Raw genomic sequence first — 17,210 nt, 5'->3', positions numbered from 1 at the left:
TATTAATTTTATAATAGTCATTAACAAGAATTAATAGAGGAGTGTGATTTATGGAAAAGCTAGAACGGAGTTTACTAGAACCGGTCGGAGAGGTTAACTTTAAATCCTCTAAATGGTCTTGGGACAGCGTCTTGAAAAAATTCCAGTTAAAAGTTGAATCCTTCTTCCTTGTAAAGGGTTACCTTTTACTTTTGGTTGGTTTCTTACTAGGAAGAGCTTTGATATTGTCTACGCTTGCTCCCTTTAGTCTGCCGTTTTTCGCTGCAGTCTTTCTTATAAAAAGAGATAGGTCTCCACTTGCCTTAGTGGGGTTGGTTGCGGGTGCCGCAACTGTCTCCTTAAAGAATGCCGCATTTACCTTTTTGGTGTCCATCCTTTTTCTAGTCATTTACCGAATTAGTGAACGATGGATAAAAAATGAGATGAGAATGATTCCATTCTTTGTAGCCATTATTCTAGGGACAGGAAAATTAGCCGAAGCTTTTATTATATCTAAGCAGCTTTCATTATATGACGCTATGATGGTTGGAGTTCAGGCTAGTCTTGCCTTTATCCTAACACTTATCTTTTTACAGAGCATCCCCTTATTAATTTTAAACAAGCGCAGGCAGTTGTTAAAAACAGAGGAGATTGTCTGCTTAATTATTATGCTTGCTTCTATTATGACGGGAACCATCGGATGGAAGATTTACGATTTATCACTTGAGCATATTCTGTCACGCTACCTTGTTTTAGTATTTTCCTTTATTGCGGGAGCAACGGTTGGTTCGACAGTTGGGGTCGTTACCGGTTTAATCTTTAGCCTTGCAAGTGTTTCAAGTTTCTATCATATGAGTTTACTCGCGTTTTCAGGGGTATTAGGCGGTTTGTTAAAGGAAGGGAAAAAGATAGGCGTTGCTATTGGCTTGTTTATTTCAACACTGTTAATTGGAATGTATGGTCAGGAGGGCGGTACCGGAACCTTAACCATTACACTAATGGAGTCTGGGGCAGCTATCCTCCTATTCCTTTTAACACCCCAGATATTTACTTCTAAGCTTGCCAAATATATACCAGGTACACCAGAATACACAACCGAACAACAAAAATATATGAGGAAAATGCGTGATGTGACAGCACAGCGGGTTGCTCAGTTCTCTAATGTCTTCCATGCACTTTCAAAAAGTTTTTCACAAATGGAAGTAAAGCCTAGTGTTGACGAGGATGCACGCGAAATGGATTTCTTTATGAGTCACGTAACGGAAAAAACCTGTAACACATGCTTTAAGAAGGAGCAGTGCTGGGCGAAGAATTTTAATACCACCTATGGGTACTTGGAAGAAATTATTCATGAAATGGACCAAAATGATGGCGTCGTTTCACCTAAATTATCTCGTGAGTGGGAAAAGCACTGTACCCGGTCAAAAAGAGTGTATGAAGCGGTCGGACAAGAGTTGACCTTTTATCAAGCAAACCAAAAGCTAAAGAAACAGGTTCAGGAAAGTAGAAAACTTGTCGCAGATCAACTACTTGGAGTGTCAGAGGTAATGGATAACTTCGCAAAGGAAATACAGCGCGAAAGAGAAAACCATCACAAACAAGAGGAACAAATTATGGAGGCGATTCAGGCTTTTGGTGTTCATGTTGAACATGTTGAGATTTATAGTCTAGAGTCGGGAAATGTGGATATCGAAATGTCCGTCCCTTTCTGCAATGGGCATGGTGAGTGTGAGAAATTAATTGCACCAATGCTTTCAGATATCCTCGGGGAGCAGATTATCGTTAGCTCTGAAGAATGTGCTGCATATCCGAATGGTTTCTGCCACGTAATCTTTCGTTCATCAAAAGCCTATACGGTTGAAACAGGAATGGCCCACGCCGCCATGGATGGTGGTTTTGTATCAGGTGACAGCTATTCAACAATGGAATTGGGACTTGGGAAGTTCGCAATCGCGATAAGTGATGGTATGGGAAATGGGGAAAGAGCTCATTATGAGAGCAAGGAGACATTGCAGCTTTTACAAAAAATACTGCAATCCGGAATTGAAGAAAGAGTTGCCATTAAGTCAGTGAACTCAATCCTTTCCCTTCGTACGACAGATGAAATTTTTTCAACATTAGACTTAGCCATGATTGACCTGCAAAACGCATCAGCGAAGTTTTTGAAAATTGGCTCCACTCCTAGTTTTATTAAAAGGGGAAATAAGGTTATAAAAATTCAGGCTAGTAATCTGCCAATCGGTATACTAGAAGAATTTGAAGTAGATGTGGTTAGCGAGCAACTAAAGGCAGGAGATTTACTCATTATGATGAGTGATGGAATATTTGAGGGTCCTAAACATGTAGAGAACTACGACTTATGGATGAAGCGTAAAATACAAGAATTACAAACAGATGATCCTCAGGAAATATCCGACTTAATATTAGAAGAGGTAATTCGGTCACGGGATAACTCAATTGGAGATGATATGACCATTGCTGTGGCAAAAATAAAACACAATACACCTAAATGGGCTAGTATTCCTGTTACGAAGTTGAAGAAACAAGCGTAATCAATTATTTTATGCTGTTTACCCTTTGAATATGTATAAATCCCCTCCACCGTGTCGAAAATGGAAGTAACTCGAAAAGTGGAGGGAGAATGAGTATGTATACAGGGAAAATTCGTCAGATTCTATTAATAACAGACGGCTGTTCAAATCAAGGGGAAGATCCTATTGCGATGGCGGCTCTTGCAAAAGAACAAGGTATTTCCGTAAATGTTATCGGTGTTATGGAGCAGGATGTAATTGATGAAAAGGGTATGACGGAAATTGAAGGAATAGCCATGTCTGGCGGCGGAGTCAGTCAAATCGTTTATGCTCAGCAACTCTCACAAACGGTCCAAATGGTTACAAGGAAAGCAATGACCCAGACAATCCAAGGTGTGGTAAACCGAGAATTACAGCAAATTCTTGGCCGCTCACAAACCATTGAAGATCTTCCTCCTGAGAAAAGAGGGGAAGTAATGGAAGTGGTTGATGAGCTTGGAGAAACTGTCGAATTAGAGGTGTTGATTCTTGTCGATACAAGTGCAAGTATGAAACACAAGCTACCTACCGTAAAAGAGGCACTACTTGACCTATCGCTAAGCCTGAATGCACGTACAGGTGATAATCAGTTTGCAGTTTTTGTATTTCCCGGGAAAAAGAATGATGTCGAAAAAATTCTAGAATGGACTCCAAAGCTACAATCTTTGACAAGTATCTTCTCCCAGCTTACAACAGGTGGAATTACTCCAACAGGACCTGCAATTCGTACAGCACTAACTTCATTTAATTCAAAACGTTCATTAAGGAGTCTTTTGACCGGTGATGATGAATCATTCATTGAAGAGTCGATGTAAGGTATCACCTGGCACTATAATCACTGGAAAATGGCATTCAAATAAATATACAGTTCTAAAGGAACTCGGATTTGGAGCAAACGGCATTGTCTACCTTGCAAAGTTTAAAAACACGCAGGTAGCGTTAAAGATGAGTGATAACGGAATGTCTATTACCTCTGAGGTAAATGTATTAAGGTCATTTGCGAAGGTCCAAGGGTCAACCCTCGGGCCTTCTTTGCTTGATGTAGATGATTGGAAAAGTAATCGAGGACAGATTTCATTTTACGCCATGGAATATATTCAAGGCCCTGACTTATTGACATTTATTCAAAGTAAAGGAAAATCATGGACCACTGTTCTTTTTCTGCAATTGTTAAATGACTTGAATAAATTGCATGAAAATGGCTGGGTATTTGGGGATTTAAAGCCAGAAAACCTAATTGTTACTGGTCCCACCCCTAAGATTAGGTGCATTGATGTCGGTGGAACAACTCTTCAAGGAAGAGCCATTAAGGAGTTTACTGAGTTTTATGATAGAGGGTACTGGGGATTAGGATCAAGAAAAGCCGATCCGGCTTATGATTTATTTGCTGTCGCAATGATTATGATTAATACTGCCTACCCAAAACGGTTTAATAAAACAACGGGTGGAATTGCCCAGCTTAGAGAAGCCATTCGAAATCAGAAGGATTTACTTCCACTAGAAAAAGTCATTGTAAAAGCACTTTATGGACAATACTCGAATGCACTCGAAATGAGAACAGAATTATTATCGCTTGTTATGGATAATAAAACTAGTCATCCTGGAAATAAACAACCCGTAACCAAACCCACCACTAGTACCCATCAAAAACAAAAAGTAAGCCAGGCTGTAAGTCAGCCAAAAAGCAGGCAGACGTACCGTAGAAAGAAGAAAAAAAGCCGCTGGTTCGAAACAATCTGTATTACAACCTTCATTACACTTTTATACTTATTGTATATTTTTCAAAAACTTTTATGATTTTTGAAACTAATGGTTCAACATTTCGTATATAAGGGAAGGAAAAAAAGACCTAATCAATTAGGTCTTTGTTTTTGATACTTTTGTCATAAAAGTGGTAAGCTAGTGATATTCAAAATAATTTTTAAAGAATCTTTATAAGGAAGAATGCAAAATGTTAGAAGCAAAGGTAGCTGCACTACTCAATCGCCTTTCATTTCAAATAGAAAATAAAAAAGTGGTGGTTGGAGTTTCGGGCGGACCAGATTCACTGGCATTGCTTCACTTCTTGTGGATGCAAAGGGAAGAGAAAAATCTCTCCATTGTAGCTGCACACGTAGATCATATGTTTCGTGGCCAAGAATCATTTGAAGATGCTTTATTTGTGAAGGCTTATTGTGAACAAAAGGAAATTCCGTTTGAAATGGCACGAATAAATGTTCCTGAAATCATTCAGAGAACAAGGGAAAACTCGCAAGTTGCATCAAGACAAGCAAGATATGAGTTTTTTGAAGGAATAATGGAAAAATACAATTATGACTTTTTAGCCCTTGGTCATCATGGTGACGATCAAGTTGAGACGATTTTAATGCGATTGACAAGAGGGAGTTCTGGTGCTGCAAGAGCAGGGATTCCGTTCACGAGACCTTTTGGGAATGGATTTATTATTCGCCCTTTCCTATCGTTAACGAAGGCAGAGCTTGCAGAATATTGTCAGAAGCAGCATTTAGTACCTAGACTAGACCCAAGCAATAAAAAAAATATTTATAGCAGGAATCGTTTTCGAAATGAAGTTCTTCCCTTTTTAAAAGCAGAAAATCAAAATGTCCATGAACATTTTCAACGTTTTAGTGAAGATGTACAGAACGATGAAATACTTCTTCAGGAATTAACTGTCCAAAGAATGAATAAAGTAATGAAAATGGGAGAAGGAAATAAAATTATCATTGACATAATCCCTTTTCTAGAAATGCCAATTCCTTTACAAAGAAGAGGTATTCAACTAATATTAAACTATCTTTACAAAGTAATACCAGTGTCACTTTCTGCTTTACATATTGATGATATTCTATCTTTAATTCGACATCATCATCCTTCTGGAACACTTGATCTTCCCATTGGACTAAAAGTGATTCGTTCTTATTCACAGCTTTCCTTCCAATTTGAAGTGAAAGCGAGTACACCTTATTCCTATGAACTATCAGGACCTGGTGTAATTAAATTACCTAATGGGGCAAGTATTAGAATGGATGTAATTGATGATAAAGGTACTATTGAAACAAAAGGATTTTATGCACTATTTCCTGCTGACAAGATTAAGCTGCCCATCGAGATTCGAACCAGAAAAATAGGGGACCGCATGAACCTGAAAGGAATGACTGGAACTAAAAAACTAAAGGATATTTTTATCGATAGTAAAGTTCCTATTCAGGATCGAGATTCATGGCCTGTTATTACTGACAAAGATGGGTGGATTCTATGGCTTCCTGGATTAAAAAAATCTGCTATCGAAGGCATTAATCATTCAACAAGTCAGTATATACTACTCACATATAATAAGTAATGATCTTCTAGGAGGCGCAATTTATGATGAATCAGGATATTGAAAAGGTGTTAGTTTCTGAAGAGGAAATTCAGGAAAAAATCAAGGTGTTAGCGGCTGAATTAACGGAGGAATATAAAGATACGGTTCCTCTTGCTATCTGTGTTCTAAAGGGTGCAATGCCATTTATGGCTGATTTACTAAAACGAATGGATTGTTATCTAGAAATGGATTTTATGGATGTTTCGAGCTATGGATCTGGTTTTGTTTCTTCAGGAGAAGTGAAAATCCTAAAGGATTTAGATACTTCAGTAGAAGGAAGAGACATCTTAATTATTGAGGATATCATCGATAGCGGCTTAACATTAAGCTATCTCCATGATTTATTCCGATATAGGAAGGCGAAATCAATCAAAATTGTTACCCTGCTTGACAAACCAACAGGAAGGAAGAGTGCAATAAAGGCGGATTATGTTGGTTTTATTGTCCCAGATGAATTTGTGGTAGGATACGGTTTAGACTATCTCGAAAAATACCGGAACCTTCCATATATTGGAGTTTTAAAACCAGAAGTATATAGCGATAATCTTTAAATGAAACTAAAACCAGATTAATTTAAGAATTGGAATGATTTTCTATGATACTATCTAAAAAAGTTTTTATCGCGGGAGGAGGTAAGAGATGAATCGGATTTTCCGTAATACCATCTTTTATTTATTGATATTTTTAGTCATAATTGGCGTGGTAAGCTTCTTCAATGGCAGCAACGAACCTACGGATAACATTTCTTACAATGAGTTTGTAGCACATTTAGAAAAGAATGAAGTGGACGAATTTTCGATGCAGCCTGAACGTGGGGTATTTGAAGTTCGGGGGAAGTTTGAAAAAGAGATAAAAAGTGGTAAGAACTTCTTAACGTATGTACCAAACAGTGAGAAAATTCTAGAGCGTATTGATGCAGCAGGTTCGAAGGTAGAAGTAATGCCTGCTAAAGAAACTAGTGGATGGGTAACATTCTTTACCTCCATTATTCCATTTGTGATTATCTTTATCTTATTCTTCTTCTTATTAAATCAAGCTCAAGGCGGCGGAAGCCGTGTTATGAACTTTGGTAAGAGTAAAGCAAAGCTTTACAATGATGACAAGAAGAAGGCTCGATTTAAGGATGTTGCTGGAGCGGATGAAGAAAAACAAGAATTAGTCGAAGTGGTAGAATTCCTTAAGGATCCTAGGAAATTTGCGGAACTTGGTGCCCGTATTCCAAAAGGAGTACTCCTTGTGGGTCCTCCAGGTACAGGTAAAACTTTACTTGCACGTGCAGTAGCAGGTGAAGCTGGTGTTCCTTTCTTCTCTATTAGTGGTTCTGACTTCGTTGAAATGTTTGTTGGGGTCGGTGCATCCCGTGTACGTGATTTATTCGAAAATGCAAAGAAAAATGCTCCATGTATCATTTTTATCGATGAAATTGATGCGGTCGGCCGTCAACGTGGTGCTGGTTTAGGCGGAGGTCACGATGAGCGTGAGCAAACCTTGAACCAATTACTAGTTGAGATGGATGGATTCGGGGCAAATGAAGGAATCATTATTATTGCCGCTACAAACCGTCCGGATATCCTTGACCCTGCGTTATTGCGTCCAGGACGTTTTGACCGTCAAATTACTGTTGATCGTCCAGATGTAAATGGCCGTGAAGCAGTCCTTAAAGTACATGCAAAGAATAAACCATTAGATGAAGCCGTTAACTTAAAAAATATAGCGATGCGTACACCAGGTTTTTCTGGTGCAGACTTAGAAAACTTATTAAATGAAGCAGCCTTAGTTGCTGCTCGTCAGAATAAGAAGAAGGTCGACATGGAAGATATTGATGAAGCAACGGACAGGGTCATTGCTGGTCCTGCTAAAAAGACTCGTGTTATCTCAAAGAAAGAACGCAATATTGTTGCTTTCCATGAAGGCGGGCATACAGTAATTGGATTAATCCTTAATGAGGCAGATATGGTTCATAAGGTTACAATCGTACCTCGTGGTCAAGCCGGCGGATACGCAGTGATGCTTCCAAGGGAAGACCGTTACTTTATGACGAAGCCAGAATTACTTGATAAAATTGTGGGCTTATTGGGTGGACGTGTTGCAGAAGAGATTGTCTTTGGTGAGGTAAGTACTGGAGCTCACAATGATTTCCAACGTGCGACAGGAATTGCTCGTAAAATGGTTACTGAATTTGGTATGAGTGATAAGCTTGGCGTAGGACAATTCGGTCAGGCTTCAGGCGGTCAAGTATTCTTGGGCCGTGACATTCATAATGAGCAAAACTATTCCGATGCCATTGCCTTTGAAATTGACCTTGAAATTCAACGCATTCTTAAAGAATGTTATGAAAGAGCTAAAACGATTCTTATTGAGAATCGTGATAAACTTGACCTGATTGCTAAGACTCTTCTTGAAGTCGAAACGCTCAATGCAGAACAAATCGATTATTTAATTAAAAATGGCCGTATGCCAGAATCTGCAGCTGAACTAGAAAGTGTTCGAGTTGATATGAAAAAATCAGATGATGTGAAGGTAAATATCAATACAAAGAAGGATGAAGGACCTGCCAGTCAGCCTTCTGAAACAGAGGATAAGTAATGTTTTAAAAAGAGTGCTTACAAAAAAGCACTCTTTTTTTTTCACGATAAAAGTAATTATGATATGATGTTTGCAGAATGACATAAGAAATATCAGAAAAGTGAGTGATTCTTTTGATTTTCGTATTTGACGTAGGTAATACCAATACTGTTTTAGGTGTATATAATGGGGAAGAACTTAAGTATCATTGGCGTGTAGAAACAAACCGAAACCGGACAGAGGATGAATTCGGGATGATTATTAAATCCTTATTTGATGCTTCTGGTCTATCGTTTTCCCAAATAGATGGAATTATCATTTCTTCTGTTGTCCCGCCTATTATGTTTGCCCTGGAAAGAATGTGTAAAAAATACTTTCAACTCAGTCCGTTAGTGGTCGGGCCTGGGATCAAAACAGGCCTTAATATTAAATATGAAAATCCTAGAGAAGTTGGGGCTGACCGTATCGTCAATGCCGTTGCTGCTATTCATGAATATGGCAGCCCGTTGATTATTGTTGATTTTGGTACGGCTACAACCTATTGCTACATCAATGAACAACGTCAATATATGGGCGGCGCGATTGCACCAGGGATTGGTATCTCGACGGAGGCTCTATACTCGAAGGCAGCAAAACTGCCAAGAATTGATATAGCACGTCCTGAAGGTGTAATTGGGAAAAATACAGTAGCTGCCATGCAGGCTGGAATTGTCTATGGTTATGTAGGTCAAGTTGAGGGAATTGTTAAAAGAATGATGGATCAAAGTGACCAAAAACCTACAGTCATTGCAACGGGAGGATTATCTTCATTAATTGCCCAAGAATCCAAGATTATTGATATTGTTGATCCATTTTTAACTTTAAAAGGATTGCAGTTAATCTATAAGAGGAATATGGATATCCTAAGAAATAGCAACTAGAAAGGAGTTACATAATGACTGATTATTTAGTAAAGGCTTTGGCTTATAACGGCCAAATTAGAGCGTTTGCGGTACGTACAACTGAAGTAGTTTCTGAAGCGCAGCGCCGACATCAAACATGGCGGACAGCCTCAGCTGCCCTAGGGCGCTCTCTAACAGCCGGAGTTATGATGGGTGCAATGTTGAAGGGTGAAGACAAATTAACCATCAAAATTGACGGAGGCGGACCAATTGGTGTCATCTTAGTCGATAGTAATGCAAAAGGGGATGTCCGTGGATATGTTACAAATCCCCAAGTGGACTTTGAGGCAAATGAGCATGGGAAGTTAGATGTTCGCCGCGCGGTTGGCACTGACGGTACTTTATCGGTTGTTAAGGATACGGGTCTTCGTGATTTCTTCACGGGTCTTGTACCCATTGTCTCTGGAGAATTAGGCGAAGACTTCACCTATTACTTTGCCACTTCGGAACAGGTGCCTTCCTCTGTTGGGGTAGGTGTCTTGGTGAATCCGGACGATACAATCCTAGCAGCGGGCGGATTTATTTTTCAATTAATGCCGGGAATAAAAGATGAAACCATTACTAAGGTTGAAGAGCGTTTAAAAACGATTCCTCCGATTTCAAAATTAGTTAAACAAGGACTTACTCCAGAAGAAATTTTGGAGGAGCTGTTCGGAAAGGAACAGGTAAATGTACTAGAAACAATGACTGTTCAATTTCAGTGTGTGTGCTCAAAGAATAGATTTGCAGATGCAATTGTCGGTTTAGGTCAAGGTGAAATTGAGGATATGATTGTTGAGGATGGACAGGCAGAGGCTCATTGTCACTTTTGTAATGAAAAATATCTCTTCACGAAAGAAGAACTTGAAGATCTAAAGAGCCAGGCAAAATAAAAAGCGCAGGGGGAGGAGTTTTTGAGACGAAAGAAGCTATGGATTGTTATTGCAGCACTTATTTTATTGAACTGTCTAACGATTGTCTTTTACTTTTCAAAAGGGAATGAAACAATTAATGACGAAGTCGTTGCAACCGTGGGGAAAGGTGAAATTACAAGGCAAGAGTGGCTTAATGAGTTAGAGTCTAGATATGGAAAAGATGTACTAAGAGACATGATTGATCAAAAAGTTATTAAAGAAATGGCAGCCAAGTATAAAATTAAGGTCTCAGAGGATGATGTAGAACGCGAATATAGAATCCTTCAAACTACATACAGTTCTCCAAGTGAAAACAAAAAAACTACGGAGAAAAAGTGGAAAGAGCATATTCGTAATAGTCTTATTCAGGAAGAAATTCTAACCAGAGATGTAAAGGTATCTCAAAAAGAAATGAAGGCGTATTTTGAAGCGAATAAAGAGCTTTATACCATTCCATCCGCCTATCATTTATCACATATTATTGTGAAATCAAGTGATGAAGCAGAAAAGGCAATCAAGGAACTGTCTCAAGGGTCGAGTTTTTCAGCTTTAGCGATGGAAAAGTCCGTTGAAGAATTTTCTGCTAATGAAGGTGGAGACATCGGGTATATTATGGAAGGGGAGGAACGGTATCCTTCTGAATACCTTAAAGCAGCAAAGAAGTTAAAAAAAGGGGCCTGGAGTGAGCCAATTAAAGTGGAACAAGGCTATGCCATTGTTAAGCTTGAAGGGAAAATTGAGGAACAAAAGTATTCTTTTAAGGATGTTAAGCAGCAAATACGCAGAGAAATTGCACTTGAACAAATGAAAACATCTGCCTCAACCGCAACCTTTTGGGAAGAAACAAAAGTAGAATGGTTTTATGGAAATAAGGACACAGACTAAGAGAAGCACAGAAGTAATTTTTCTGTGTTTTTATTTATAAATTTGGAAATTTCCCACAGCAAAAGTGTTGACAAAACCAATAGAAAACTGATAAATTTACTATAATACCAATAAAAATACTCGGAATAAAGAAAGAGGTGCTCTAATGGTACGTGTAGCAAATTCAGTTGCAGAATTAGTTGGTCAAACTCCTATTGTTAAATTAAACAGATTAGTAGATGAAAACAGTGCAGAGGTTTATTTAAAGCTTGAGTATTTCAATCCTGGCAGTAGTGTAAAAGACCGTATTGCTTTGGCAATGATTGAAGCAGCGGAAGAGAAGGGTTTAATTAAACCTGGTGTTGATACGATTATTGAGCCTACAAGTGGAAATACAGGTATCGGTTTAGCTATGATTGCAGCAGCTAAAGGATACAAGGCAATTTTTGTTATGCCTGAAACAATGAGTTTGGAAAGAAGAAACCTGCTTCGTGCTTATGGTGCTGAGCTAGTACTTACACCAGGACCAGAAGGAATGAAAGGTGCTATAGCTAAAGCCAATGCACTTGCTGAAGAAAACGGATATTTCGTACCGCAGCAATTCGAAAATGAAGCAAATCCTGAAGTACACCGTAGAACTACTGGTAAGGAAATTGTGGAACAAATGGATCAACTTGACGCATTTATTTCAGGTATCGGTACCGGTGGAACAATCACAGGTGCAGGTGAAGTTCTTCGTGAGAAGTTCCCAAATGTGAAAATTTACGCGGTTGAGCCTACTGATTCCCCAGTATTATCAGGCGGTAAGCCAGGTCCACACAAGATTCAAGGTATTGGAGCGGGCTTTGTTCCTGCTGTTTTAAGTACTGAAGTTTATGATGAAGTCATCCAAGTTCAAGCGGAAGAAGCTTTTACAGCTTCACGACGAGCTGCAAAAGAAGAAGGAATCCTAGGTGGAATCTCCTCTGGAGCAGCTATTCATGCCGCTTTAGAAGTTGCCAAGAAACTTGGAAAAGGTAAAAAAGTACTGGCGATTATTCCTGATAATGGAGAACGTTATTTAAGTACACCGCTTTACCAATATGAGGATTAATCAGTAAAATAGGAGAGGTTTTAGCATAGAGCTAAACCTCTTTTTTTGCTTTAAAAAACATTTTTCTTGTATGATGTAAGAAGTATAAAAATTAGTGGAGGTTTTAAGGGTGCATACATCTGGGAAGTACAGTATTAAATGCGGACCATATCAGTTAGACTTCGGTAAAAAAACCTATATTATGGGGATTTTAAATGCAACACCAGATTCATTCTCGGATGGTGGAAAGTACAATAATATAGAACAAGCAATTGAGCGTGCCAAAGAAATGGTTGAAAATGGAGCTGATATCATTGATATTGGCGGTGAATCTACCCGACCGGGGTATACTGTTATTTCTGAAAAGGAAGAGATTGAGCGTGTAGTTCCAGTCATAGAAGCGATTGCTAAACATGTGCAGGTTCCTATTTCGATTGATACATATAAAGCAAAAGTTGCTCAAAGTGCCATTGAAGCAGGTGCTCATATTATTAATGATATTTGGGGAGCAAAGGCAGATGAAGGAATGGCAGCAGTGGCTGCAAAATATAATGTCCCCATTATCCTTATGCACAATCGAAATAATCGAGACTACTCCTTTTTCATAAGAGACGTGTTAAATGACCTGTACGAGAGTATAAATATCGTAAAACAAGCAGGTGTGAGAGATGATCAGATTATTTTAGACCCAGGAATCGGTTTTGCTAAAGACTTGAATGAGAACATTTTGATGATGCAAAACCTAGATACACTAACGGCTCTCGGCTACCCTGTCCTTTTAGGAACATCAAAAAAATCCATGATTGGACAAGCACTCAATCTTCCGGTAACGGAAAGGATGGAAGGGACTGGCGCTAGTGTTTGTTATGGAATCCAAAAGGGATGTCAGATCATTCGTATACATGATGTTAAGGAAATGAGCAGAATGGCAAAAATGATGGATGTTCTAATGGGAAAGGGTGTCAGCCTTGGATAAAATATTTGTAAACCAAATGGAATTCTATGGGTATCATGGTGTCTTTCCTGAGGAAACAAGACTTGGTCAGCGTTTTATCGTAGATTTAATGGTGTTAATAGATTTAAAAAAAGCTGGTCAAAGTGATGAACTAGAGTATTCGGTAAACTATGGCGAGTTATTTCAGGTGTGTAAAGAAATTGTCGAGGGAAAACCGTATAAGCTTGTTGAAGCTATTGCGGAAAAAATTGCAGAAACTGTTTTGAATCGGTTTACTCTTGTTTCCGAAGCAACTGTAAAGGTTATCAAACCAGACCCGCCAATACCCGGACATTATCGGTCTGTTGCAGTAGAAATTACAAGGAGAAGATAAAAATGGGAAATACAGCATTTATTGCCCTTGGATCTAACATCGGAAACAGGTATGATTATTTGACAGAAGCAATAAAACAGCTAGCACATCATCCTGAGATTAAAATGGTAAATATCTCCTCAATCTATGAAACGGATCCTGTAGGATATGAAGATCAAGATTTATTTTTAAATATGGTGATTGAGGTTATGACTTCACTCTGTGCCCATGAATTACTAGCTATTTGTTTAAATCTTGAATTAACACTTGGTAGGAAAAGGGAAATTGTATGGGGTCCAAGAACAATTGACCTTGACATTCTTCTCTATAACCAAGAAAATATTGAAACAGAGAAACTAATTATACCGCATCCACGGATGCTAGAGCGGAATTTTGTCATGATACCTTTGTCAGAGATAAAACCTGACATAATCATTCCAAATATAGATAAACCACTTGAAGCATTAATCAATGAATTACCTAACAAAGAAGGAGTCCGATTATGGAAGCGGAAAAATGGGGAAGACGTATTCGAGCCTATCGGAAGCTAAAGGGATACACACAGGAAAGCTTTGCGAAGGAACTTAGTGTATCAGTATCAATTATAGGAGAAATCGAAAGAGGCAACCGCCTGCCTACAGGTGAGTTACTAAAGAAAATTGGTCAAACCTTAAATATTACCTTAGAGGAACTAGCACCAAATGAATAGAGGGGGAGGCATTATCGTATGTTGAAAATCGGCAATATTGAAATGAAAAATCAAGTCGTTTTAGCACCAATGGCTGGTGTATGTAATTCTGCCTTCCGTCTAACGGTTAAAGAGTTTGGTGCTGGTTTAGTTTGTGCGGAAATGGTTAGTGATAAAGGAATCGTTTTAAAAAATGCAAAAACGATGAATATGCTTTATATCGACGAACGTGAAAAACCATTAAGCCTGCAGATTTTTGGCGGCGAAAAGAAAACACTAGTTGAAGCTGCACAATTTGTAGATAAAAGTACGAACGCTGATATTATTGATATCAATATGGGCTGCCCAGTTCCAAAAATTACAAAATGTGACGCGGGGGCGAAATGGCTGTTAGACCCGGATAAAATCTATGAAATGGTTTCAGCTGTCGTTGAAGCGGTTGAAAAACCAGTAACCGTTAAAATGCGTATGGGCTGGGATGAGGACCATATTTTTGCAGTCAAAAATGCACAGGCAGTAGAAAGAGCCGGCGGTCAAGCGGTTGCGCTCCATGGTCGTACGCGCGTTCAAATGTATGAAGGAAAAGCGAACTGGGATATTATTAAAGAAGTAAAGCAATCAATCAATATCCCGCTAATTGGGAATGGTGATGTCCAAACCCCTCAGGATGCAAAAAGGATGCTTGATGAAACCGGCTGTGATGGGGTAATGATTGGAAGAGCAGCTTTAGGAAACCCATGGATGATTTACCGTACAGTTCAATTCCTCAAAACTGGTAAACTTATGGGTGAGCCCTCCGTTCGAGAAAAAATGGATGTATGTATTTTACACTTAGACCGTTTAATTGCTTTGAAAAATGAAGATGTGGCAGTTAGAGAAATGCGTAAACATGCGGCATGGTATTTAAAAGGTGTAAAGGGCAATGCAAAAGTAAGAAATGCCGTTAATGAGTGCAATACCCGGGATCAATTGGTTACCCTGTTAAATGATTTAGCCGCAGATGTTGAAAGTCTAGTAACGGTTGGATAAAGTTGACATAATACTACTCTTTTTCTATAATAGCTTTGTTTAAACACAAGACTGCCGGTGAAATACTGGCAGTTTTTATTTATTAAGAACTTTTTTGATGTCTGAATTCCTAAGTTTGTGTAAAATAATAAAGTATGTAGAAAAAGTGAATGTGAAAGCATGTATCCAAGGTTTACATAAAAAAGAAAGTAATTGGAGTTGATTAGGTATGAGTCAGGAAGAATTAAATGACCAGCTGCAGGTCAGACGTGATAAAATGAACGCCATGCGTGAAAGAGGGTTAGATCCTTTTGGTAAGCGATATGACCGCTCTCATAATATTAAAGAATTAGTAGAGCAATATGCTGAATTGGAAAAAGAAGACCTTGAAGCGAAAGATGTTTCCGTTACTCTTGCAGGTAGGATAATGACGAAACGTGGTAAGGGTAAAGCGGGATTTGCTAATATCCAAGACCTTACCGGGCAGATTCAGGTATATGTTAGAGTTGATGCAATTGGTGCGGAGGCTTATGAAGTATTTGATTCCTCGGATCTAGGAGATATCATTGGTGTAAAGGGTTCTCTATTTAAAACAAAGGTCGGTGAACTTTCCGTAAAGGTTCAAGAGTTTGAGTTTTTGACAAAGGCTCTTCGTCCCCTGCCTGATAAATTCCACGGGCTCAAGGATGTGGAACAGCGCTACCGTCAACGTTACCTTGACCTCATTATGAGCCAAGAAAGCAGATCTACTTTTATTACACGAAGCAAGATTATTCAATCAATGCGTCGTTACTTAGATAACCACGGCTATTTAGAGGTGGAAACACCAATGATGCACTCTATTGCTGGTGGTGCGTCAGCAAGACCGTTTATAACTCACCATAATGCTCTTGATATGGAACTTTACATGCGGATCGCCATTGAACTACACCTAAAGCGTTTAATCGTGGGAGGACTTGAAAAAGTGTACGAAATTGGCCGTGTATTCCGTAACGAAGGTGTTTCTACTCGCCACAATCCTGAGTTTACGATGATCGAGCTTTATGAGGCATATGCGGATTACCAGGACATTATGAGTCTGACTGAAAATCTAATTGCCCACATTGCGAAAGAAGTATTAGGAACAACTACTATCCAATACGGAGAGTATGAAGTTAACCTTGAACCAGAGTGGAAAAGATTACACATGGTTGATGCGATAAAAGAATTTACAGGTGTAGACTTCTGGAAGCAAATGAGTGTAGAAGAAGCTCGGGAACTTGCAAAGGAACATAGAGTAGAGATTACCGAACATATGCTATATGGTCATATTGTTAATGAATTTTTTGAGCAAAAGGTTGAAGAAAAGTTAATTCAGCCAACCTTCATTTATGGTCATCCGGTTGAAATCTCTCCACTCGCTAAGAAGAACGAAGAAGATCCAAGATTTACGGATCGTTTTGAGTTATTTATCGTTGCTCGTGAACATGCCAATGCATTTACTGAGTTAAATGACCCAATTGACCAAAGGGAGCGCTTTGAAGCGCAATTAAAAGAGCGTGAGCAGGGTAATGATGAAGCGCATGAAATGGATGAGGACTTTGTAGAGGCATTGGAATACGGAATGCCGCCTACAGGTGGATTAGGAATCGGAATTGATCGTATTGTAATGTTACTAACCAACTCACCATCTATTCGTGACGTATTATTATTCCCATTAATGCGCCATCGTTAATGTTATTATAGAAAGCACTGGGCAACTGGTGCTTTTTGTTTTCTTGCTAAAAGATATTTGAAAATTATTATTTTAGTATATGGGACAAATAACTTCGAAAAGGTATTGCGCTGAGGAATCAATGGTGGTATATTAATATCTGTTGTTGCGAAACAAACAACTTTTCAAAAAAAGAAGTTAAATAGTTGTTGACATTAAGTTAATAACTTGGTAAGATGATAAAGTCGCTTTTGAGCGATATGATTAAT

At 38.8% G+C, this 17,210-nt stretch carries 16 protein-coding genes; all 16 read left to right on the top strand.

Going from position 1 to position 17,210, the window contains the following annotated elements:
• Positions 1 to 50 precede the first annotated feature (50 nt).
• The 16 genes from spoIIE to lysS all read left to right on the top strand — a co-directional run bounded on the left by spoIIE (position 51) and on the right by lysS (position 16,962).
• The gene (gene spoIIE / locus CHI06_RS21750; RefSeq protein WP_095250667.1) at positions 51 to 2,531 is read left to right on the top strand and encodes a stage II sporulation protein E; all 2,481 of its coding nucleotides are present in this window, start codon (positions 51 to 53) and stop codon (positions 2,529 to 2,531) included.
• Positions 2,532 to 2,626: 95 nt separating this feature from the next.
• Positions 2,627 to 3,364 carry a vWA domain-containing protein gene (locus CHI06_RS21745; protein ID WP_095250666.1) on the top strand — a complete coding sequence of 246 codons (738 nt, stop codon included), beginning with the start codon at positions 2,627 to 2,629 and terminating at the stop codon, positions 3,362 to 3,364.
• Complete coding sequence (locus tag CHI06_RS21740; protein WP_095250665.1) at positions 3,333 to 4,346, top strand: protein kinase domain-containing protein; 1,014 nt, start codon at positions 3,333 to 3,335, stop codon at positions 4,344 to 4,346. Before CHI06_RS21745 ends, CHI06_RS21740 begins: the two co-directional genes overlap by 32 nt.
• A gap of 154 nt (positions 4,347 to 4,500) precedes the next feature.
• Positions 4,501 to 5,889, top strand: coding sequence for a tRNA lysidine(34) synthetase TilS (tilS, locus tag CHI06_RS21735; protein WP_095250664.1), 1,389 nt, complete (start codon positions 4,501 to 4,503; stop codon positions 5,887 to 5,889).
• A gap of 23 nt (positions 5,890 to 5,912) precedes the next feature.
• Complete coding sequence (hpt, locus tag CHI06_RS21730; protein WP_095250663.1) at positions 5,913 to 6,461, top strand: hypoxanthine phosphoribosyltransferase; 549 nt, start codon at positions 5,913 to 5,915, stop codon at positions 6,459 to 6,461.
• Between the two features lie 88 nt (positions 6,462 to 6,549).
• On the top strand, positions 6,550 to 8,496 hold the full coding sequence (ftsH, locus tag CHI06_RS21725; protein ID WP_095250662.1) for an ATP-dependent zinc metalloprotease FtsH: 1,947 nt from the start codon (positions 6,550 to 6,552) through the stop codon (positions 8,494 to 8,496).
• A 113-nt stretch (positions 8,497 to 8,609) separates the two neighbouring features.
• Positions 8,610 to 9,395 carry a type III pantothenate kinase gene (locus tag CHI06_RS21720; RefSeq protein WP_095250661.1) on the top strand — a complete coding sequence of 262 codons (786 nt, stop codon included), beginning with the start codon at positions 8,610 to 8,612 and terminating at the stop codon, positions 9,393 to 9,395.
• 14 nt (positions 9,396 to 9,409) lie between these two features.
• Positions 9,410 to 10,288 (top strand): Hsp33 family molecular chaperone HslO, encoded by an 879-nt coding sequence (hslO, locus tag CHI06_RS21715; RefSeq protein WP_095250660.1) that lies wholly within the window; start codon positions 9,410 to 9,412, stop codon positions 10,286 to 10,288.
• 21 nt (positions 10,289 to 10,309) lie between these two features.
• Complete coding sequence (locus CHI06_RS21710; RefSeq protein ID WP_095250659.1) at positions 10,310 to 11,194, top strand: peptidyl-prolyl cis-trans isomerase; 885 nt, start codon at positions 10,310 to 10,312, stop codon at positions 11,192 to 11,194.
• A 145-nt stretch (positions 11,195 to 11,339) separates the two neighbouring features.
• On the top strand, positions 11,340 to 12,266 hold the full coding sequence (gene cysK / locus CHI06_RS21705; protein WP_095250658.1) for a cysteine synthase A: 927 nt from the start codon (positions 11,340 to 11,342) through the stop codon (positions 12,264 to 12,266).
• Positions 12,267 to 12,447: 181 nt separating this feature from the next.
• Entirely contained in the window at positions 12,448 to 13,221 is a 774-nt protein-coding gene (gene folP, locus CHI06_RS21700; protein WP_095250683.1) for a dihydropteroate synthase, read from the top strand.
• Positions 13,214 to 13,573 carry a dihydroneopterin aldolase gene (gene folB / locus CHI06_RS21695; protein ID WP_095250657.1) on the top strand — a complete coding sequence of 120 codons (360 nt, stop codon included), beginning with the start codon at positions 13,214 to 13,216 and terminating at the stop codon, positions 13,571 to 13,573. The genes folP and folB overlap by 8 nt, the downstream gene beginning before the upstream one ends.
• Before the next feature lie 2 nt (positions 13,574 to 13,575).
• Entirely contained in the window at positions 13,576 to 14,103 is a 528-nt protein-coding gene (folK, locus tag CHI06_RS21690) for a 2-amino-4-hydroxy-6-hydroxymethyldihydropteridine diphosphokinase (RefSeq protein ID WP_095250656.1), read from the top strand.
• Complete coding sequence (locus CHI06_RS21685; protein ID WP_095250655.1) at positions 14,055 to 14,261, top strand: helix-turn-helix domain-containing protein; 207 nt, start codon at positions 14,055 to 14,057, stop codon at positions 14,259 to 14,261. Before folK ends, CHI06_RS21685 begins: the two co-directional genes overlap by 49 nt.
• 18 nt (positions 14,262 to 14,279) lie before the next feature.
• A complete protein-coding gene (dusB, locus tag CHI06_RS21680) occupies positions 14,280 to 15,269 on the top strand; it encodes a tRNA dihydrouridine synthase DusB (protein ID WP_095250654.1) in 990 nt (329 codons plus the stop codon).
• Between the two features lie 208 nt (positions 15,270 to 15,477).
• Positions 15,478 to 16,962, top strand: coding sequence for a lysine--tRNA ligase (gene lysS / locus CHI06_RS21675; protein ID WP_095250653.1), 1,485 nt, complete (start codon positions 15,478 to 15,480; stop codon positions 16,960 to 16,962).
• Positions 16,963 to 17,210 lie beyond the last annotated feature (248 nt).

It is taken from the genome of Bacillus sp. 7884-1 (assembly GCF_002272245.1).
Taxonomy (GTDB): domain Bacteria; phylum Bacillota; class Bacilli; order Bacillales; family Cytobacillaceae; genus Neobacillus.
This window is presented reverse-complemented; position numbering and strand designations above follow the sequence as displayed.